General features: G+C 62.5%; 21 protein-coding genes. 5 read left to right on the top strand and 16 right to left on the bottom strand.

Annotation, left to right across the window (positions count from 1 at the left end):
• Positions 1-84: 84 nt before the first annotated feature.
• The 4 genes from gluQRS to AC6CIE_RS26335 form a co-directional block, all read right to left on the bottom strand.
• Complete coding sequence (gene gluQRS / locus AC6CIE_RS26350; protein ID WP_498094704.1) at positions 85-963, bottom strand: tRNA glutamyl-Q(34) synthetase GluQRS; 879 nt, start codon at positions 961-963, stop codon at positions 85-87.
• Between the two features lie 76 nt (positions 964-1039).
• On the bottom strand, positions 1040-1498 hold the full coding sequence (locus AC6CIE_RS26345; RefSeq protein ID WP_056565848.1) for a Smg family protein: 459 nt from the start codon (positions 1496-1498) through the stop codon (positions 1040-1042).
• 239 nt (positions 1499-1737) lie between these two features.
• On the bottom strand, positions 1738-3762 hold the full coding sequence (locus AC6CIE_RS26340; RefSeq protein WP_498094702.1) for a TRAP transporter permease: 2025 nt from the start codon (positions 3760-3762) through the stop codon (positions 1738-1740).
• Positions 3763-3863: 101 nt separating this feature from the next.
• Entirely contained in the window at positions 3864-4823 is a 960-nt protein-coding gene (locus tag AC6CIE_RS26335; protein WP_175185511.1) for a TAXI family TRAP transporter solute-binding subunit, read from the bottom strand.
• A 265-nt stretch (positions 4824-5088) separates the two neighbouring features.
• Here AC6CIE_RS26335 and AC6CIE_RS26330 point away from each other — a divergent pair, with 265 nt between their 5' ends.
• Positions 5089-6228: a DSD1 family PLP-dependent enzyme gene (locus AC6CIE_RS26330; RefSeq protein ID WP_498094700.1), complete on the top strand. Its 1140-nt coding sequence runs from the start codon at positions 5089-5091 to the stop codon at positions 6226-6228.
• Positions 6229-6378: 150 nt separating this feature from the next.
• Here AC6CIE_RS26330 and AC6CIE_RS26325 read toward each other — a convergent pair whose 3' ends face one another.
• From AC6CIE_RS26325 to AC6CIE_RS26280, 10 genes are all read right to left on the bottom strand, one after another.
• Positions 6379-6507 carry an entericidin A/B family lipoprotein gene (locus AC6CIE_RS26325; protein ID WP_056327784.1) on the bottom strand — a complete coding sequence of 43 codons (129 nt, stop codon included), beginning with the start codon at positions 6505-6507 and terminating at the stop codon, positions 6379-6381.
• Between the two features lie 57 nt (positions 6508-6564).
• Complete coding sequence (locus AC6CIE_RS26320) at positions 6565-6747, bottom strand: CsbD family protein (RefSeq protein WP_076518134.1); 183 nt, start codon at positions 6745-6747, stop codon at positions 6565-6567.
• A gap of 145 nt (positions 6748-6892) precedes the next feature.
• Complete coding sequence (locus AC6CIE_RS26315; protein WP_498094699.1) at positions 6893-7627, bottom strand: amino acid ABC transporter ATP-binding protein; 735 nt, start codon at positions 7625-7627, stop codon at positions 6893-6895.
• Positions 7608-8264: an amino acid ABC transporter permease gene (locus AC6CIE_RS26310; protein WP_218342426.1), complete on the bottom strand. Its 657-nt coding sequence runs from the start codon at positions 8262-8264 to the stop codon at positions 7608-7610. The genes AC6CIE_RS26315 and AC6CIE_RS26310 overlap by 20 nt, the downstream gene beginning before the upstream one ends.
• Positions 8261-8929, bottom strand: a complete 669-nt coding sequence (locus tag AC6CIE_RS26305; protein WP_105236846.1) for an amino acid ABC transporter permease — start codon at positions 8927-8929, stop codon at positions 8261-8263. Before AC6CIE_RS26305 ends, AC6CIE_RS26310 begins: the two co-directional genes overlap by 4 nt.
• A 17-nt stretch (positions 8930-8946) precedes the next feature.
• A complete protein-coding gene (locus tag AC6CIE_RS26300; protein ID WP_498094697.1) occupies positions 8947-9729 on the bottom strand; it encodes a transporter substrate-binding domain-containing protein in 783 nt (260 codons plus the stop codon).
• Positions 9730-9989: 260 nt separating this feature from the next.
• A complete protein-coding gene (locus tag AC6CIE_RS26295) occupies positions 9990-10898 on the bottom strand; it encodes a LysR family transcriptional regulator (protein WP_498094695.1) in 909 nt (302 codons plus the stop codon).
• Between the two features lie 130 nt (positions 10899-11028).
• Complete coding sequence (locus AC6CIE_RS26290) at positions 11029-11292, bottom strand: hypothetical protein (RefSeq protein WP_175136998.1); 264 nt, start codon at positions 11290-11292, stop codon at positions 11029-11031.
• 22 nt (positions 11293-11314) lie between these two features.
• A complete protein-coding gene (locus AC6CIE_RS26285; RefSeq protein ID WP_105236850.1) occupies positions 11315-12088 on the bottom strand; it encodes an SDR family oxidoreductase in 774 nt (257 codons plus the stop codon).
• Positions 12089-12286: 198 nt separating this feature from the next.
• Entirely contained in the window at positions 12287-13252 is a 966-nt protein-coding gene (locus AC6CIE_RS26280; RefSeq protein ID WP_498094693.1) for a Bug family tripartite tricarboxylate transporter substrate binding protein, read from the bottom strand.
• A gap of 228 nt (positions 13253-13480) precedes the next feature.
• Between AC6CIE_RS26280 and AC6CIE_RS26275 the strand changes: the two genes are divergently transcribed.
• The 4 genes from AC6CIE_RS26275 (at position 13481) to AC6CIE_RS26260 (ending at position 16817) form a co-directional block, all read left to right on the top strand.
• The gene (locus AC6CIE_RS26275) at positions 13481-14674 is read left to right on the top strand and encodes an acetylornithine transaminase (protein ID WP_498094691.1); all 1194 of its coding nucleotides are present in this window, start codon (positions 13481-13483) and stop codon (positions 14672-14674) included.
• 122 nt (positions 14675-14796) lie between these two features.
• Positions 14797-15123 (top strand): hypothetical protein, encoded by a 327-nt coding sequence (locus AC6CIE_RS26270; RefSeq protein WP_498094689.1) that lies wholly within the window; start codon positions 14797-14799, stop codon positions 15121-15123.
• 55 nt (positions 15124-15178) lie between these two features.
• Positions 15179-15793 (top strand): class I SAM-dependent methyltransferase, encoded by a 615-nt coding sequence (locus tag AC6CIE_RS26265; protein ID WP_498094687.1) that lies wholly within the window; start codon positions 15179-15181, stop codon positions 15791-15793.
• A 481-nt stretch (positions 15794-16274) separates the two neighbouring features.
• Positions 16275-16817, top strand: coding sequence for a hypothetical protein (locus tag AC6CIE_RS26260; RefSeq protein WP_498094685.1), 543 nt, complete (start codon positions 16275-16277; stop codon positions 16815-16817).
• 302 nt (positions 16818-17119) lie between these two features.
• On the opposite strand, the gene AC6CIE_RS26255 is transcribed toward AC6CIE_RS26260, so the two are convergent.
• The gene (locus tag AC6CIE_RS26255; protein WP_498094683.1) at positions 17120-17722 is read right to left on the bottom strand and encodes a hypothetical protein; all 603 of its coding nucleotides are present in this window, start codon (positions 17720-17722) and stop codon (positions 17120-17122) included.
• Positions 17723-17905: 183 nt separating this feature from the next.
• The gene (locus tag AC6CIE_RS26250; RefSeq protein ID WP_498094800.1) at positions 17906-18517 is read right to left on the bottom strand and encodes an MAE_28990/MAE_18760 family HEPN-like nuclease; all 612 of its coding nucleotides are present in this window, start codon (positions 18515-18517) and stop codon (positions 17906-17908) included.
• Positions 18518-18618: the final 101 nt, after the last annotated feature.

The following is an 18618-nucleotide window of genomic DNA, read 5'->3' as shown; positions in this document are numbered from 1 at the left end:
AGCGTTAAGTATGCCGGGCGTTTCCGGTGGACGCCGGTCTGACCCGGATTCGCGCGGATGCAATCAGTCGCGCAGAGCCGCCGGTCAGCCCGGAAACCGCTCGGCCCAGCGCGCGGTGGCGTCCTGCAGGAACGACGCGACATCCGTAGCGGGCAGCGGCGTAAATCCCAATGCCGCCCACGCGGCCTGCAAGGCCGGCAGCGGCGAGCGCGTGTCGATCGCCGGCGCCCCATTCTGCTTCGAAAGTTTCAAACCGCTGGCGGGATCCAGAATCAACGGCACGTGCATGTAGCGCAGTGGCGGCAAGCCCAACAAGCGCCCCAGCACGCGCTGGCGCGCCGTGGAGCTGAGCAGATCGGCGCCGCGCACCACGTCAGTCACACCCTGCGCGGCATCGTCCACCACCACGGCTAATTGATACGCCCACAGCCCGTCGGCCCGCCGCAGCGCAAAATCCCCGACTGCCTGCGCCACGTCTTGCTCCTGCGCGCCGAGCCAGCGATCCTCGAAGCGCTCCAGCCCTTCAGGCACGCGCAACCGCCAAGCGCGGGCCTCGCGTCCCGCCGGCAGTCCGTGACGGCAGGTGCCGGGATACGGTCTTTCGCCGTCGGCGCCCGGTGCTGTCTGGCCGCGCAGCGCCGAATCGGCGATCTCGCGCCGTGTGCATCCGCAGCCATAGATCAGACCCCGCGCGGCAAGTGCATCAAACGCCGCCTGGTAGGCGTCGTTGCGTTGAGACTGCCAGACGATCTCGCCGTCCCAGACAAGCCCCAGCGCCTGCAACTGCCCCATGATGACGTCCGCGGCGCCCGGCACCGTGCGGGGCGTGTCCACGTCTTCAATGCGCAGCAGCCAGCGCCCACGTTGCGCGCGCGCGTCCAGCCAGCTTGCCAGCGCGGTCGCCAGCGAGCCCGCATGCAGCGGTCCGCTGGGGCTGGGTGCGAAGCGGCCAACGTAATTCAAGGGGACGTGGACAAGACTTCAGCCCGCACAAGTGCGCGGGCTGAGGGGTTGGAAAGTGCGGCGCGTGAACGCGTGCTCAATGCAGCAGGCGCCCGCCTTCTTCGTCGAGCAGCTCTTCGAGGACCAGATTGTCGATCTCGGCTTCCTGGCTCCAGAGAACCATGAGGGCGATGATCTTGATCTTGGAGAGCGGCACGGGCGTTTCCGGCGAGGCCAGGCCTCGGTCGATGACGATCTCGCGCAGGGGCGCGGGCAGCACGCCGGCCGATTCCAGGAAGGCGATGAAGCCGATGGACTCGGTGCCGAGCTGTTGGTATTCGTTGTCGGTGTAGATCCGGGTTCCGGACGTGGGCGCCTGGGCCAGGTCAACGCACCGTTCGGTGGTCTCGGCAAGGCCATACAGCCAACCGAGCGCGTCGTCGATGTCCTCGTGCTCGAAACCGGCAGCGGCAAGCCGCTTGGCGAGCACATCGGCAGCAGGACAGGCCTGAGGCGTGTAGTAATTCTCGAACAGATAGACCAGGATATCGAACATATGGCGCAGTTTGTGCCTGTTTGCACAGTCGGCCCGCATATCGGCAGACCAGCAAACATGAATTTTACTTTACGCCGATTTATTTTGCCGGGCAACCGGGGAAAAGGCGGATGTTGTACTACGTCACCTTGCACGCAAGGGCGCCCATTTTGCACCCAAATGCTGACAAAATGGCTGATTCAGCAAAAAAGGGGCGGTGCCGCGTGGGTCCGCCCCTTTTTTGATCTGCGCGTCCTGCGTTACGCCACCTTGGGCGCGTTCTCCAGTTTCAGGCCCGCCAGCTGGCGAATGAAAACGGGGATGCAGATCACCAACCCGATGATGCCGCTGGTCAGGCCCGGAATGATGGTCAGCAGCGCGCCAATGGTGCACAGCCACCGCTCCCAGCTCTTCATGCCGACCAGCATGAAACGCGACAAGGCCGCCGACAGCAACACCAGGCCGACCATGCAGCCAAGCAGGGTCACGAAGAACTCGTACCAAGTGAAGCCCTGCACCGAAATCAGCAGCGACGGCGAGAACACGAAGACAAACGGCACGATCAGCTTGGTGATGCCCAGCCGGAACGCCGTGTTCCCGGTCTTGAAGGGATCGCTGCCCGCCATGCCCGCCGCCGCGTACGCGGCCAGCGCCACCGGGGGCGTGATGTCCGCCAGGATGCCGAAATAGAACACGAAGAAGTGGGCCGCAATGGGCTGCACGCCCAACTGCACGAGTGTGGGCGCCGCGACGGCCACCATGATGAGGTAGTTGGCGGTCGTGGGCACGCCGCAGCCCATCAGGATGCAGACGATGCCGGTCATTACCAGCGCCGCGATCAGCGTCAGCGACTGCATGTCCGTCAACGCCTCGGGCAGGAAGAACGCCGCGCCTGCCGCCAGCGCCTGCGAGGCGGCGATCACGATGTACGAGATCTTGAAGCCCACACCCGTCAGCGTCACCACGCCGATCACAATGCCCACCGTGCCGGCCGCTGCGCCGACAGCCAGCGCGTACTTCGCGCCGGTTTCGAAGGCTTCGTATAGGTCGCGCAACCGCAGCCGCGTGTACGGATTGAGGATGCCGACCACGATGCAGCCCGTGATGCCCGCGAAGGCTGCCAGATACGGCGTGCGGCCGCTGGCCAGCATGCCGATCAGCATCGCCAGCGGGATCAGCGTCGGCCAGCGCATCTTGAACGACTGTTTGAGCTTGGGCATTTCCTCGGCGGTCAGCCCGCGCAGGCCTTCGCGCTTGGCTTCGAAGTGCACCTGCATGAACATTCCGAAGAAGTACAGGAACGCCGGAAAAATGCCCGCGATCGCGATCTGCTGGTACGGAATGCCCAGGAACTCGATCATCAGAAACGCGGCCGCGCCCATGATGGGTGGCGTGATCTGCCCGCCCGTGCTGCTGGCGGCTTCCACGCCCGCGGCGAAGTGCCGCGGATAGCCCACGCGGATCATCGCCGGAATGGTCAGCGACCCCACCGTCACGGCGTTCGCCACCGACGACCCCGAGATCATGCCGAACATCGCCGAGCCGAACACCGATACCTTGGCCGGCCCGCCCGCATAGCGCCCCGCCACGGTCGAGGCCACATCCAGGAACAACTGTCCCAGCCCGATGCGGGTGGCCAGCACGCCGAACAGCACAAAGTGGAACACGTAGGTCGCCACCACGCCCACTGCCACGCCGTACACGCCCTGGCTGGTCAGATACATATGGTTGACGACCTGCGACCACGTATTGCCCGCGTGCTTGAGCAGACCGGGGAAGTACGGCCCGAACATCGCGTATGCCATGAACACGATCGCGATGATCGGCAGCGGCCAGCCCATTGCGCGCCGCGTGGCTTCCAAGAGGCCGATCAGCAGGATCGAGCCCATCAGCACGTCCTGCGGCAGCGGATTGCCCACGCGGAACGCCAGATCCTCGAAAATGTACGGGATGTACAGCACAGACAGCGCCAGCGCGATCGCGATGATCCAGTCGTAAAGCGGAATGCCGCCCGGCGCATACCAGGTCGACTTGGGTTCGCGCTGGTAATGCGACTTGGAAAAGCCGAAGACCAGGAAGATCAGGCTCAGCACAAAGGCCAAGTGCACGCCGCGGTGCGTCGCCTCGCGCAGCAGGCCGAAGCCGGCGGTGTAGTAATGAAAGATCGAGAGGCTGACCAGCAGGCCCGAGACGATCCACGTGGCAGTCTTGTCCAGCGGCCGGAAGCGGATTTCCGAATCGTACTTTTCCGCCAGCTTCTGGGTTTTCTCGTGATCGATTTCCATCGCGGTGATTCTCAAGATGATTCAACAAGCAGGGCCGCACAACGGCGGCCCTGCTCAGATTTGGCGCCAACAATAGGCGCCGCAGACGCGTCGGGGTCGAGTTACTTGATCAAACCGATTTCTTTGTAGAACTTCTCGGCACCGGGATGGAACGGGATGCCCGCGCCCTTCGTCGCGTTCTCGCGCGTGATCAGCTTGCCCTTGGCGTGGCCGGCGTCCAGCGTCTTGCGCGTGGCGTCGCTGTACAGCGCCTTGGTCACTTCATACACGGTCTGCTCGGGGATCTTGGCCGACGTCACCATCTGCGCGTTCACCGAAATCGTCTTGACCTCGGGAATGTTCTGGTACGTGTTGGCGGTGATGACATCCGGCGTGAAGAACTCCTGCTTGGCGCGCAGTGCATCAATTTCCGGACCGACCAGCGACACGAGCTCGATGTTGCCCGTGGAGGCCAGCTCGGCGATGGCGCCGGCAGGCGCGCCGCCCACAAAGAAGAACGCGTCCAGGCCGCCGTCCTTGAGCTTGTCGCCCGCCTGGTTGGGCTTCAGGTATTCGGCCTTCACGTCCTTGTCGGTCATGCCGTACGCGCCCAGGATCAGGCGCACGTCGACCAGCGTGCCGGAGCCCGGCTCGTCCATCGACACGCGCTTGCCCTTCAGGTCGGCCACGCCCTTGATGCCGGAACCCTTGCGCGTCACCAGGTGGATGCTTTCCGGATACAGCGTGGAGATCAGGCGCAGGTCCTGCGCCTTGGGCTTGCCTTCGAACGTGCCCGTGCCGCTATAGGCCCAGAACGCCACGTCCGACTGCGTGAAGCCGGCTTCAAACGAGCCGCCCATGATGCCGTTGATGTTGGCGACCGACCCATTGGAGGCAACCGCCGTGGCGATCAGCTTGCCGGGTTGCGACACCGCGTTGCCGATGATGCCGCCGATCGGGTAGTACGTGCCCGCGGTTCCGCCCGTGCCGATGCGGAAAAACTGCTGGGCTTGTGCCGAACTGGTGGCGCCGACAGCGGCGACCGCGACGGTCAGGGCGGTGATCCAGTGCTTGAGTTTCATGCGAGCTTCTCCGGTACTTGTTGACAGGTCTGTCGGGTGACGTGGGTCGTCTTGTCATCGCCGGCGCGACAGCGTTGCCGCGCCGGAAATGGGCCTCCCCTGGGGGGCCGTTTTCATGATGAAATTCTGTCATGCCGCCCACTGGTAGCCAATGGTTACGGGGCTATCGTTTACCTGGGGGTGAATCGCCCGTTTGGTTATGGGTGGTCCCGCTTTGGTTATGCGCGTGTTACCTCTCAAGCAGTCAGACTACGGAGTCATCAGGATGTCCCAGGAAGTCATACGCGGCATTGCGCTGCCCCCGCCCGCGCAACCGGGCGATCCCTTGGCCAGCGTCGATACGCCCAGCCTCGTGCTGGACCTGACGCCCTTCGAGGCCAACCTGCGCGCGATGCAGGCCTGGGCCGACCGCCACGACGTCGCGCTGCGGCCGCACGCCAAGGCGCACAAGTGTCCGCAGATCGCCCTGCGTCAGCTTGAGCTGGGCGCGCGCGGCATTTGCTGCCAGAAAGTCAGCGAAGCCCTGCCTTTTGTGGCCGCAGGCATCCAGGACATCCACATCAGCAACGAAGTCGTCGGTCCCGCCAAGCTGGCGCTGCTGGGGCAGCTTGCGCGCGTGGCGAAGGTCAGCGTGTGCGTCGACAACGCGCACAACCTGGCGCAGGTCTCGCAGGCCATGGTGCAGGCGGACGCGCAGATCGACGTGCTGGTGGAAGTGGATGTCGGCCAGGGCCGCTGCGGGGTGTCGGACGACGCCCTCGTGCTGGCGCTGGCGCAGCAGGCGCGTGACCTGCCCGGCGTGAACTTCGCCGGCCTGCAGGCCTATCACGGGTCGGTTCAGCATTACCGCACGCGCGAGGAGCGCGCCGAGGTCTGCCGCCAGGCGGCGCGCATTGCCGCGTCCTACGCGCAACTGCTGCGCGAGAGCGGCATCGCCTGCGACACCATCACCGGCGGCGGCACGGGCAGCGCCGAATTCGATGCGGCCAGCGGCGTCTACACCGAATTGCAGGCCGGCTCCTACGCCTTCATGGACGGCGACTACGGCGCCAACGAGTGGGACGGCCCCCTGGCGTTTGAAAACAGCCTGTTCGTGCTGGCCACGGTCATGAGCAAGCCGGCGCCCGACCGGGTGATCCTGGACGCGGGGCTCAAATCCACCACGGCCGAATGCGGCCCGCCCGCCATCTTCGGCGAACCGGGTCTGACGTATACCGCCATCAATGATGAGCACGGCGTCGTGCGCGTGGAGCCGGGGGCGCAGGAGCCCGACCTGGGCGCGGTGCTGCGCCTGGTGCCGTCACACGTGGACCCCACGTTCAACCTGCATGATGGGCTGGTGGTGGTGCGGGACGGCGTGGTCGAGGATATCTGGGAAATCTCGGCGCGCGGCTTCTCGCGCTAATAGGTCCTTCTGAGGGGGCGGTTAGCTAGCGCGGTGCACGGTCACGATCGACCGTTCACCCCTCAAGTCCTCCCCTGCCGCGGGTCGCAGGAACGAAAAAAGGCCGGCGCGCCGTCAACGCGCCGACCTTTGGATACAGCCCGCAAGCGCCTACTTGGCCTGCTGCTGGATCTTTTCCCCGCCCCTTTCAATGTCTTTGCCGGCACCTTCCATCGTGTTGCAACCGGCGGTCACGGCGGTAATCGCGAGCATCAGTGCAAGCCAAATACGGTGGGTCATTTTCTTCTCCTTCGGGCGTTCATTGGACGTTGCGGTCATGCCGATCGGCAGCCGCAATTACTTGTCCAGCAAGTCCCGTGCCTGATCCTTCGCTTCGCCCACATTGCGCTGCACTTTACCCTCGGCTTTCTCCACTTTTCCTTCGGCTTCGGTGCGGGTGCTGCCCGTCACCTTGCCAGCTGTTTCCTTGATCGCGCCCTTCACTTCCTTGGCGGCGCCCTTGATGCGGTCCTTGTCCATGTCATCGATCCTCAGGTTTCAGGTGGGGTGAAACCGCGCCGGGGAAACCCGGAGTCCGGCGGCGGACAAGTCCAATATAGGAACCGCGCCGCACCCGCGATAGAGGCATGCGCACCAGGACAGGTGGTGCATTTTTACCTGCGGCTCACGCCAGCTTCGTCATCCCCAGGAACTGCCGCAACTCCGCCGTGGCCGGCGCAGTGAACAGTTGTTCGGGCGGGCCGATCTCGTGCACCCGGCCCTGGTGCATGAACACCACGCGATCGCAGACCTCGCGCGCAAAGCGCATCTCATGCGTCACCATTAACAGCGTCATGCCGTCGGCCGCCAGTTCGCGCACTACCGCCAGCACTTCGTTGACCAGCTCCGGATCCAGCGCCGACGTAATCTCGTCGCACAGTAGCGCCAGCGGCTGCATCGCCAGCGCGCGCGCAATCGCCACGCGCTGCTGCTGCCCGCCCGACAATTCGTCCGGCCAGGCGTCGAACTTGTGCGCCAGGCCCACGCGGGTCAGCATCGCGCGGGCCATGTCCTCGGCCTCGCGCTCGGGGACACGCTTGGCCACCATGGGCGACAGCATCACGTTGCGCCCCACGGTCAGGTGCGGAAACAGGTTGAACTGCTGAAAGATCATGCCCACCTTCAGCCGCAGCGCACGCAGCCGCAGCTCATCGTCGCCCAACTGCGCATCGGCCACCATGATCGCGCCGCCGTCGATCTGCTCCAGCCCGTTGATGCATCGCAGCAGCGTGCTCTTGCCCGAGCCGCTCTTGCCGATGATGGCAATGACCTCGCCGGGCTCGACGCGCAGCGTCACGCCTTTCAGCACTTCGTTGTCGCCGAACCGCTTGCGGACGTCTTCAAGGGCGATGAGGGGCATGCAACTTCCTTTCCAGCCGAAGGCTGAGGCGCGACAGGGGCCAGCACAGCGCGAAGTAGATCAGCGCCGCGCAGGCATAGACGGTGAAGGGACTGAAGGTGGCGTTGGTGATAACCGTGGCCGCCTTCGACAGTTCCGTGAAGCCGATGATGGACGTCAGCGCCGTGCTCTTGACGATCTGCACCGCAAAGCCGACGGTGGGCGCCACCGCAATGCGCAGCGCTTGCGGCAGCACCACGTAGCGCATCTGCTGCACGTAGCCCAGCGCCAGGCTGGCCGACGCTTCCCACTGTCCCTTCGGTATCGCCTCCACGCAGCCACGCCAGATCTCGGCCAGAAACGCGCCCGACCACAACGTCAGCGCCGCGCCCGCGGCCAGCCACGGCGGCACCTCCACGCCGATCAGCGACAGGCCGAAGAACGCCAGGAACAGCTGCATCAGCAGCGGCGTGCCCTGAAAAAGTTCGATGTACGCCCAACTGATGCGCCGCATCGCGGCCACGCGCGACGTGCGCATCATCAGCGCCAGCACGCCCATCAGCGCCCCGCCCGCAAAGGCTGCAAGAGACAGGATGATCGTCCAGCGCGCCGCCAGCAGCAGGTTGCGCACGATGTCCCAGGTGGAAAATTCGATCATCGTGCCGCCTTGCGGAACAGCCGCCGCCCGGTCATGCGCAGGATCTGCCGCAGCAGCACCGCCAGCGCCAGATAGATGCCGGTCGTCACCAGATACACCTCGAACGCCCGGAAGTTGCGCGACTGAATGAAGTTCGCCGCAAACGTCAGGTCCTCGGCCGCGATCTGCGAGCACACCGCCGACCCCAGCATCACGATCACGATCTGCGACGACAGCGCCGGCCAGATCCGCATCAGCGCAGGCATCAGCACGACGTGCCGGAACACCTGCAGCCGCGACAGCGCAAGGCTCGCGCCCGCCTCATACTGCCCGCGCGGCGTGGCGTCGATGCCGGCGCGGATGATCTCGGTGCTGTAGGCGCCCAGATTCAGCGCCATCGCCAAACACGCCGCCTGCATTTCCCCAAGCTGGATGCCTAGCGACGGCAGGCCAAAGAACACAAAAAACAGCTGGATCAGAAACGGTGTATTCCGGATCAGCTCGACATATGCGGTGACCGGCGCGCGCAGCCACGTCGGGCCCTGCGTGCGCACCCACGCGCACGCGATGCCGATCGCCACGCCCGCCACCGCTCCGAACGCAATCAGTTCGATCGTCACGCCGATGCCTTTGAGCAGCACCGGCGTGTACTCGAACACCGAGGCGAAGTCGTACTGGTAAGCCATGACAGCCGCCGCTTAGGCTACAGATCCTTGGGCAGTGCGGCGCCCAGCCATTTCTGCGAAATCGCCGACAACGAGCCGTCCTGCTTGGCGGCCGCCAGAATGTCGTTCACGCGGGCGCGCAGCTTCGGCTCGTCCTTGTTCAGGCCGATGTAGCACGGCGAGTTCTTGATCAGGAATTTCGTCTCGGGCTTCTTGGGCGGATTGCGCGCCAGGATAGCGGCGGCCACCACGTTGCCCGTTGCGATCATCGGCACCTGGCCCGACAGGAAGGCGGTGATCGTGCCGTTGTTGTCCTCGTAACGTTTGACCGTGGCGGACGCGGGCGCAATCTTGGTCAGCTCGATGTCTTCCACCGCGCCGCGCGTCACGCCGATGGTCTTGCCGGCCAGATCCGCGGCGGACGACACCTTCAGGTCAGCGGGTCCGAACACGCCGTTGAAGAACGGCGCGTACGCGTCGGAAAAATCGATGGCCTTCTCGCGCTCGGCATTCTTGCCCATGCTGGAGATCACCAGATCCACCTTCTTCGTCTGAAGGTAAGGCACGCGGTTCGCGCTGGTGACCGGCACCAGCTCCAGCTTCACGCCCAACTGCTTGGCGATGAGCTGCGCGGTGTCGATGTCATAGCCCAGCGGCTTCATGTCCGCGCCCACCGACCCAAACGGCGGAAAGTCCTGCGGCACGGCGATCTTGATGACGCCCGCTTTGACGATATCGTCCAGCGCGTCGGCGTGCGACACAGGAGCGGCCAGCAGCGTGGCGGCGGCGCAAAGGGACAGCAACAGGGATCTGCGTTTCATAAGGAACTCTCCAGGGCCCGCACTGCCCGGCCGGGTCAATGCGTTGCACACCAAGTCGGTATACAAACGCATTCAATGCAAGTTCCATGCCATGTCTCATGTACTGGGAGCGACGCGGGGGTGGTGCATTCCTCGCCCCGTCATGGTGCGGCCGATGCGCCGCGAGCGCGCATGCCGGCACTGCTTTGGACGGTGCGCGCTGCGGGGCAGGTGTTGAATCAGACTTCCGGATGCGGCCGTCGAGATGCGGGCGTCGAGGGTCAGCCGTCGATATAGGGCGCCATCACGCCCGCGAACCACTCATGAAAAACAGCCAGCCGCCGCGACCGCTGGCGGCGGTGGGGATACAGCAGCGACACCGGCATGGACGCCGCGCGTGCGGTGGGCATGACTTCGACCAACTCGCCCGCATCCAGCAGATGCTGCACGTCGAACCGGGGAATCTGGATCAGACCCAGCCCGGCAAGGCAGCAGGCGATATAGCTTTCGGCGTTGTTCACCACCACCCGGCTGCGCACCGAGTCCTGGCGCACGCCGCCATCGGCTGACGGCGACTCCCAGGGCAGCTCCCGTCCCGTAGTGGGCGACGCATATCCCACGGCCCAATGCCCGCTCGCCAGATCTTCCGGCCGCGCGGGTTCGCCGTGTTCGCTCAAGTAGGCCGGACTGGCGCAATTGATGAGCGAAATGCTGCCCAGCGGCCGCACCACCAGGCTGCTGTCGTGCAGCGTACCGATGCGTACCGCGCAATCCACCCCTTCCTGCACCAGATCGATGGCGCGGTCGGTTGAACTGAGAACAACCTGCAGGCGCGGGTGTCGGCGAAGCAAGCCGGGCAATTGGGGCGCGATCAACCGCCGCGCCACGCGGCTCGGCACGTCGATGCTGAGTTTGCCGGACACCTGGCGATCGCTCGCCTGGAACAGTTGGTCGATGTCTTCGACCTCGGCCAGCAGCGGCAGCACCCGTTCCAGCAGTTGCTCGCCGTCCGCCGTCAGCCGAACCTGCCGCGTCGTGCGATGCAGCAGCCGCACGCCAAGCTGGGTTTCCAGTTGCTGGATGGCGGCGGACACCGACGCGCGGGGCGCGTCCAGCGCGTGCGCCGCCTTGATGAAACTGCCCATCTCGGCAACCTGCGCAAACACGCGGTACTGGTCGAATCGGTCCATGAGCGGCCTGTGGCGATGATGCGGGGGGCGGTGCAACGGGAAGCGCGCGCCTTCCCGATGCCGGGGGCGCGCGCAATGCATGAAAAGCATAGCCGCAATTGGGGGCTGATCGGGATCCGATCCGGCCGTGTCAGCCGCTGCGCCAGATCGCCACGGCAGCCAGCGCCGCCGGCACCAGAAACACGACCGCCAGAATCGGCAATTCCTCGCGCACGGTGTACCCGGCGTGCGTCACGCCCACCCACATATTCACCAGCGCCACCACCAGCCAGACGGGAATGAACGCCTTGGCTGCCACCGCCAGCGCCGCCGCATCGCCGCCCCACAGCTTGCCGAAGAGCAGAAACACGCCCAACAGCACCGCGCCGCCTCCGATCACCATCGCCATATGCATGCCGCTCTCCCTGGTCTGACGCCTACTTGGTCGTGTAGCCGCCGTTGATAAGGATGGTCTGCCCCGTGATCCACCAGCCGTCGCTGACCAGATGGCGGATGAACGGCACCACGTCCTCGATATCCGTCAGCCCCGTCTTGCTGAACGGCGACAGCGCCGCCGCGGTCTTGTGATACGCCACGGCATCATCGCCCTCGGCCGGATAGAAGAACGGCGTATCCATCGGCCCCGGCCCCACCGCCGTCACCGAAATCCCCCGCGCGCCAAACTCCTTGGCCGCCGCGCGCGTGTAATGCTCCACCGGCGCCTTCGTGCCCGCGTAGGCCGCATAGAACGGCGTGAAGGCGCCCAGCAGCGACGTCACCAGTGTGCACACCTTACCGTTGTCATTCACGTGCCGGCCCGCCTCGCGCAGAAAGAAAAACGCCGTCTTGGAATTTACCGCCGTCATCTCGTCGTACTCGGCTTCGCTGATCTCCGTGAAGGGCTTCTTGAGCACCTTGCCCACCGTATTGATCGCGATATCCGGCCGGCCCACGGCCGCCACCGCATCGGCAAACAGCTTCTCCACCGCCGCCGCCGTCGTCAGGTCGCCCTGCAACGCCACCGCCTTGGCGCCCGCCGCCTGCACCGCTGCCACGGTCGCCTCGGCCTCGGCCTTCGACGCCGCGCTGTTGTAATGGATCGCCACCGCGCGGGCGCCCTGCTCGGCCAGATCGCGCGCAATCAGCCCGCCCAGATTCTTTGCCCCGCCCGCAATGATCGCGACCTTGCCTTTGATCGAATGGTCCGCCATGGAAAATCTCCTTCAGGTGTCGATGGAGCTACGAGCTTAGGCAAGCGCCCGCGCCCGATAAACCACCTGAAGCTGGATGGATCATCCAGAAAAACCACCCAATCGAGGCGCGCGGCCGGGGGGTGTCCCGTAACCGGCAACAAAAAAGCCGCCCCTGATTCAGGGGCGGCTTGCAGCAACGTCAATCGAGTAACGCGCTCAATCCACCTGCGCGCCCGACTGCTTCACCGCCTTGCCCCACTTCTCAACCTCGGCCGCCATAAACGTCCCAGTCGCCTCCGGCGTCAACGGCATCGGCTCCGCGCCACGATCCCGGAAAAACTTCTGCATCTCCGGCGTATTCAACACCTGCCCGATCTGCTTGCTAAGCGAACCGGTAATCTCCGCAGGCGTCCCCTTAGGCGCCAACACCGCCGCCCAGCCAATCGCCTCAAACCCCGGATAGCCCGATTCCGCCACAGTCGGCACATTCGGCAACTGCGGCAACCGCTTCGCCGTCGTCACCGCCAGCGCCACCGCCTTCTTGCTCTGCACGTGCGGCAAACCCGCCGTCACCGAGTCCACCATCAGCGGCACCTGATGCCCCAGAAAATCCGCCTGCGCCGGACCACTGCCCTTGTACGGAATATGGCGAATATCAATATCCGCCGCCGCCTTGAACATCTCGGCCGACAAATGCTGAGTGCCGCCAATCCCCGCGCTGGCGTACGCCAACTCACCCGGATTCGCCCGCGCCTGCGTCACCAACTGCTGCAGCGACGTAATCCCCGAGGCCGGCGTCGCCAGGAACATCAGCGGCACCGAGAACACCCCCGACACCGGCGCAAAATCCTTCGTCAGGCTGTAATTGATGGTCTTGTACAGCGTCTGATTCACCGCCGCCGCGCTACCCGCGATCACCAGCGTGTAACCGTCCGGCGCCGCGCGCGTCGCCTGCTCCATCCCGATATTGCTGCCCGCGCCCGCGCGGTTCTCCACCACGATCGGCTGCTTGACCGCCGCGCCCAGCTTCTCGGCCAGCGCGCGCGCAAAGATGTCGGTCGCCTGCCCCGGAGGGAACGGCACGATCAGGCGGATGGGACGGTCGGGATATTCCGCGTGGGCGGGCGTCATGGCGGCGGCCAATGCCAGGCCGGCGGCAAGACTGGAAAGAATACGTTTCATGATTGGTCAGTAAAAAGCGACGGCGGACTGCGCGCGAGGGGCGCCTCGCCTGCATAAAATAGAGTGCCCGCGCTGGCAGCCCTTGTGAGGCCGGCCCGGGGCAGATCGGAGGGGTAGCGTCACGATAGCATCCCCCCGTCGGTGCTACATTTGCCTTTTCGCGCTTCCCCCCGGGGAATCCCCCGAAATTTCCCTCATCCCCTGTCCTTACATCCCGCAGGAACCGCCATGGAATTCAGCCAGTTCAACGTCGACACCCTCATGGAGATCACCTCCCGCCCGGACCTCGTGTTCGTCAGCGGCAAGGGATCCTGGCTGGAGGATCACGCGGGCAAGCGATACCTGGACTTCGTGCAGGGCTGGGCGGTGAACACCCTGGGCCACTCCGCGCCCGAAATGCAGCGCGCGCTGGTCGAACAGTCGCAAAAGCTGATGAACCCGTCGCCGGCGTTCTACAACATCCCCTCGATCGAGCTGGCCCAGCGCCTGACCGGCGCGTCCGACTTCGACCGCGTCTTCTTCGCCAACAGCGGCGGCGAAGCCAACGAAGGCGCCATCAAGCTCGCGCGCAAGTGGGGCCAGGTCAAGAAGAACGGCGCCTACAAGATCATCACCATGAACCACGGCTTCCACGGCCGCACCCTGGCAACGATGTCCGCCTCGGGCAAGCCGGGCTGGGACAAGATGTTCGCCCCGCAGGTCGAAGGTTTCCCCAAGGCCGAACTGAACGACCTGGAATCCGTGCGCAAGCTGATCGACGACAAGACCGTCGCCATCATGCTGGAACCCGTCCAGGGCGAAGGCGGCGTGCTGCCCGCCACCAAGGAATTCATGCAAGGCCTGCGCAAGCTGGCTGACGAAAACCAACTGCTGCTGATCGTCGACGAAGTGCAAACTGGCATGGGCCGCACCGGCAAGATGTTCGCCTACCAGCACTTTGGCGTCGTCCCCGACATCATGACGCTGGCCAAGGGCATCGGCGGCGGCGTGCCGCTGGCCGCCCTGCTGGCCCGTCAGGAAGTCAGCGTGTTCCAGCACGGCGACCAAGGCGGCACCTACAACGGCAACCCCCTGACCACCGCCGTCGGCGTGGCCGTGTTCGACGCGCTGGTCTCGCCTGGCTTCATGGACGCGGTCAATGCCCGCGCCAAGCAACTGTCCGAAGGCCTGCTGGCCATCTCCGCCAAGTACGGCATGAAGGGCGAACGCGGCATGGGTCTGCTGCGCGCGCTGGTGATGGATCGTGATGATGGTCCGGCGATTGTCGAAGCTGCGCGTAATCAGGCGCCGGAAGGTCTGCTGCTGAATGCCCCGCGTCCGAACCTGCTGCGCTTCATGCCCGCGCTGAATGTGACGGCTGAGGAAGTGGATTCGATGCTGAAGCAGCTGGATGCGCTGATTGCGCAGGTGCGTAAGGCTTGATGAGGGTTAGAAGGTAGGGAATGCAGGGGCCGCGATTATGCGGCCCTTGTTTTTTTGGGTTGATTGGATCGCGGTTGGGGTTGGGTATGCGGCCGCGGGTTGGGACACATAAAGGGAATCGAATGGACGCGAAGGAATTTGTCGGCAACTGGAATGCGCTGCGGGGCGAGCTGTTGGAGACGTTCATGGCGGCGGATGGTGGAAGTGCCGTCGCGACCAAGGTGCGGGGGTTGGGGTTGTCGACGGAGCAGCTTGAGGGCGTGCGTGGCGTTCTGGATCTGGCGCTGCGGGACACGATGTATTCGCTGCTGCTGGGGTTGGATGGGGCGGCGAGTATTGGCGATAGCCAGGAGCAGTTCACCATCGCGGGTGAGGATGGGGTTGTGATTGAGGATATTGAGGCGGAGGCTTGGGAGTGCTTCCATGGGGATTCGGGCGTTTGCGGTTGATTCGCTCGATTCAAAAGGCTCGCTTTTCTGTGGTCGCCGTTACGGGAGTTTGAAGATGTCCAAGTCGCCTGCTGATGACGTGGTGTCGATCTATCGGGAGCATGCCGTCGCGTTTGTGCGGCAGCGTGGGACGGGGCTGATCGAGCGCGCGTGGCTGGATGCGTTTTTGGCGCTGCTGCCGGGGGCGAGTCCGCAAGTGCTGGATATCGGGTGCGGGTTTGGGGTGCCGATTGCTCAGTATCTGATTGAGCGTGGTTGCCGGGTTATGGGTGTGGATACGTCGGTGCCGTTATTGAATCGGGCGAAGGCGGCGTTTCCTGAGCATCAGTGGGTTGCTGCGGATATGCGCAAGATGCCGCTTGCGGGGCCGTTCGATGGGTTGATCGCTTGGCATAGCTTTTTTCATTTATCGCCAGAGGATCAGCGGGGGATGTTTGGGGAGTTTGGGCGGCTGGCTGCGCCGGGGGCGATGTTGATGTTTACGAGTGGGCCCGGGTTAGGTGAGGCGATTGGGGAGTTTGAAGGGAGGGCGTTGTATCACGGGAGTTTGGAGGGGGAGAAGTATCGGGACTTGTTGGGGGTGAATGGGTTTGAGGTGGTGCGGCATGTGGTGGAGGATGCCGGGTGCGGTGGGGCGACGGTGTGGTTGGCGAGGCGGGGTGGGGATTGAGCAATGCCTCGCCGGCAACGTTAAGGGGGTGTCCGGATTTTTGCGTGCAGGCCTATGATAGTTTTCACGGAGACCGACGACGGCGCGCGGGAGTCCGCGAAGCAGTCTAGTAGGCCGACGCTGCCGGCCAGTGCTGAGCAGTTACTCAATAAAAGTGCAATCAGACCAATGACGGCTGAGACGATTCAGGGTAAGTTTTGGCTGGTGAAGAAGGCGCTTATCGAGAGGTCGCAAGGTGAACAATTCGCTGGAATCTTCCCCGCTTATATACCCTAACGCCCGGCTGTTTATGGGCTTGTTTACAAGAAAGGCGCTGTGCGCCGTAAGGGGCAGAAAATTGAGCTGATTGGGGAGCCGAAGCTTTGCAAATTAGTGAAACTGGTACGATCAATGTTTCTGCTAGGGGGCGTATAGCTTCTTAATCTTTACTGCGGACGCGCCGAGCCGCCATTGATTTTCGCGCACCGAAAAATCGCATTCAATGACTCTCAAACAAACTCTTGAGAACAATATTTTATACGTGGTGGCAATCACCGCAATTCCCGCTTTTGTTGCTGGGTGGGGCGCATGCCAAGCTACGATCGTAGGAAACAAATCAGAAGCGATCATTCAATTGGAACGGCGGGTATCGGAGCTTACGCAACTATCGAAGGAAGCAGGCGAAAGGGTTCAAGTGTTCCATAAAGAAAACGCTCGCCTCCTTGCCCAAAACGAGAAGTTGGAAGGAAAACTCTCGCAGTCGCAGGAAAATTTAATTCAATGGCAGGCTTCCCATGCGAACTGGCAGAACGCTTATAAAGAGGCGCAGACTAGGCTGGAAAGCTACGCAGCGAACTGCAGTATTTTTAAAAAAATCGAAGCGCTTCAGGTTCGAAAAGATGAGATGGAGTATTCGGTTGCATTGGCAACTAATGTCAATACCTCTGAGCACAGAAAATTGGAAGATTATCGTCGCATTGCCAGTGAGTATCATGGTCGGATTGGCCATCTTCAGGAAAAGCTATCGTGTGAGCGTAAAGACTAGTCGTTGGAGTAAGCAAGCCTGCCGAAGATCGCACCAAAACACGGTTTGGCGCGCCGATAAATGCACTACCTCAGATGTACCGAGGTCTGTGGTGGTCATTGGCGCGAATGGCAGCGGGAAAACTCGATTGGGTCGTGGATTGACCTCTTTTCGCCGCAGAAGGGGCGAACGCTCCGTGTGCAAGTCATCAAGGGCGGATCACGGCCAAGAACAGCCGATGATGGCGAGCGAAGGCTGACCCCAATTTTGGATTTTTCGGGCCGCGCGCTGTTGTGTTAGATCTCGCAGATAACGCGCAGCGTTTATCGAACGTCGGCCGTGTAACCAGGCAGGTTCTTCCGATAGTTGCGAATGAGTTCGACTACACGCTCGACAGACAATAAATAGTCCTGTGCGGATTCGGGAGTAGGGATCACTTTCGCGTGCGCGACTTGGTTTCGCAACTGTCTCAGGCTTTGGACCAGTTGCTTTGTTCCAACTGGTAGCACGTTGGAATCCAGGATCTCGTTATAGACTTTGATCTGACTCTCGAGCGGATTAACTACAACTCCAGTTTGTCGCCCAAGCTTGTGAAGTTCTCCGTCAAGCGTTGACCAACCTTCGATAATAGTTGCTGTAGGCTCAGATCTTGCCGAAAGCAACTTCGCCGCTGTGTCCTTGACGGTCGGCTTGGCTCCAGTTTGGGCGAGCTCTGCGGTCGACTGCTTCGGGGCCAAATCCGCCGCACTTTCCAGGACTTCCTTTGTTGCGATCTCAAACTCAGCCTCTAAAGGCCCTGCTTTGAGGTTGCGGAGCAACGGAATAAGGTCAAACAATTTTTTGCGAAAGATGAGGCCGAGAAGAACACACGCCACGGGCGATGCTAGAGAGTCAACTAACTTGCTGACGAACGTGAGCCAGTCCATAGATTTATATTTTGCCAACGGTGTGATGGCGGGAGGCTTATTGTAGGAAACGAACCACGCCTTGCGGCGCTGGCAACGTTTGGCACTGTTGCGGCATTATTAGACGGACCGTTAGATTTAGTTTTTGCCCCTGTTCCAACCTATATCATCACCTAGTAGTTTTTTCAACGGACTGGACATCTTTCATTTGTCCGTATGTAGATCAATCCATTCCGATGTCACATTTACGTATTGGGTAACCAAAGCTTCGCTGTAATCAATAAGCTCACCTAATTCCCTCGGGCCGGGCGGTATTAAGCTCGCCCCGTGTCCGATACCGTTTCGAATACCGACCAGTTGGCCCAACTTCGTCAGATCTAATGACTTGTATGCGTTCAATTCCGCCAACCCAATGGCCTCGGCATTCGTCGTAACTACCGAATCGTTCACGTTAGAATAGGTGATAACGAGATCCTCGCAGCCCGATTTGTGATCGAGCGGCTTGTTATGCCAGTCGTCCAGTTTGGAAAGAACTTCTACAGAGAGATTAAATGCTCCCTTGCTGATCTTCTTCTTGAAACCGCCGCTTTGTTGAAAGGCGGAATCCTCTCTTTCAAGCTCCATGAGGTCTCGAACTGAGCTCACAAAGCTTTTGAAGAAGTCCGCTTTTCGAAGCCAAAACGCGCGAGCACTTGCAGGACACTCTGCAGCCCGCTCATATTCCCTCTGTATTACACGAAGACATATAGACGTGCAGAGTGAAAAAACACGTTCCCACACGGAGTACAGCATAGGCGTAGCCATCAGCCTAAGCATTTCCGAATCTGAGGTCACTTCCCCCACCAGTACGCGAATCCGTGCCAAGGTGGCCAAACATTCCTTGTCACGTGAAAAATTAATCTCCTCGCGCAACCTCT

Source organism: Achromobacter sp. GQ309 (assembly GCF_059759315.1).
Note: the sequence above shows the minus strand (reverse complement) of the source record. Positions and strands in the feature narration are given on the sequence as shown.

Coding starts and splice junctions, on each gene's coding strand:
- AC6CIE_RS26340 (WP_498094702.1), bottom strand. CDS start 3,762: ATGGAAATCGATCACGAGAAAACCCAGAAGCTGGCGGAAAAGTACGAT.
- AC6CIE_RS26290 (WP_175136998.1), bottom strand. CDS start 11,292: ATGCATATGGCGATGGTGATCGGAGGCGGCGCGGTGCTGTTGGGCGTG.
- AC6CIE_RS26330 (WP_498094700.1), top strand. CDS start 5,089: ATGTCCCAGGAAGTCATACGCGGCATTGCGCTGCCCCCGCCCGCGCAA.
- AC6CIE_RS26300 (WP_498094697.1), bottom strand. CDS start 9,729: ATGAAACGCAGATCCCTGTTGCTGTCCCTTTGCGCCGCCGCCACGCTG.
- AC6CIE_RS26315 (WP_498094699.1), bottom strand. CDS start 7,627: ATGCCCCTCATCGCCCTTGAAGACGTCCGCAAGCGGTTCGGCGACAAC.
- AC6CIE_RS26345 (WP_056565848.1), bottom strand. CDS start 1,498: ATGTTCGATATCCTGGTCTATCTGTTCGAGAATTACTACACGCCTCAG.
- AC6CIE_RS26265 (WP_498094687.1), top strand. CDS start 15,179: ATGTCCAAGTCGCCTGCTGATGACGTGGTGTCGATCTATCGGGAGCAT.
- AC6CIE_RS26305 (WP_105236846.1), bottom strand. CDS start 8,929: ATGGCTTACCAGTACGACTTCGCCTCGGTGTTCGAGTACACGCCGGTG.
- AC6CIE_RS26310 (WP_218342426.1), bottom strand. CDS start 8,264: ATGATCGAATTTTCCACCTGGGACATCGTGCGCAACCTGCTGCTGGCG.
- AC6CIE_RS26270 (WP_498094689.1), top strand. CDS start 14,797: ATGGACGCGAAGGAATTTGTCGGCAACTGGAATGCGCTGCGGGGCGAG.
- AC6CIE_RS26325 (WP_056327784.1), bottom strand. CDS start 6,507: ATGACCCACCGTATTTGGCTTGCACTGATGCTCGCGATTACCGCCGTG.
- AC6CIE_RS26320 (WP_076518134.1), bottom strand. CDS start 6,747: ATGGACAAGGACCGCATCAAGGGCGCCGCCAAGGAAGTGAAGGGCGCG.
- AC6CIE_RS26280 (WP_498094693.1), bottom strand. CDS start 13,252: ATGAAACGTATTCTTTCCAGTCTTGCCGCCGGCCTGGCATTGGCCGCC.
- AC6CIE_RS26285 (WP_105236850.1), bottom strand. CDS start 12,088: ATGGCGGACCATTCGATCAAAGGCAAGGTCGCGATCATTGCGGGCGGG.
- AC6CIE_RS26275 (WP_498094691.1), top strand. CDS start 13,481: ATGGAATTCAGCCAGTTCAACGTCGACACCCTCATGGAGATCACCTCC.
- AC6CIE_RS26295 (WP_498094695.1), bottom strand. CDS start 10,898: ATGGACCGATTCGACCAGTACCGCGTGTTTGCGCAGGTTGCCGAGATG.
- AC6CIE_RS26250 (WP_498094800.1), bottom strand. CDS start 18,517: ATGCTTAGGCTGATGGCTACGCCTATGCTGTACTCCGTGTGGGAACGT.
- AC6CIE_RS26260 (WP_498094685.1), top strand. CDS start 16,275: ATGACTCTCAAACAAACTCTTGAGAACAATATTTTATACGTGGTGGCA.
- AC6CIE_RS26335 (WP_175185511.1), bottom strand. CDS start 4,823: ATGAAACTCAAGCACTGGATCACCGCCCTGACCGTCGCGGTCGCCGCT.
- AC6CIE_RS26255 (WP_498094683.1), bottom strand. CDS start 17,722: ATGGACTGGCTCACGTTCGTCAGCAAGTTAGTTGACTCTCTAGCATCG.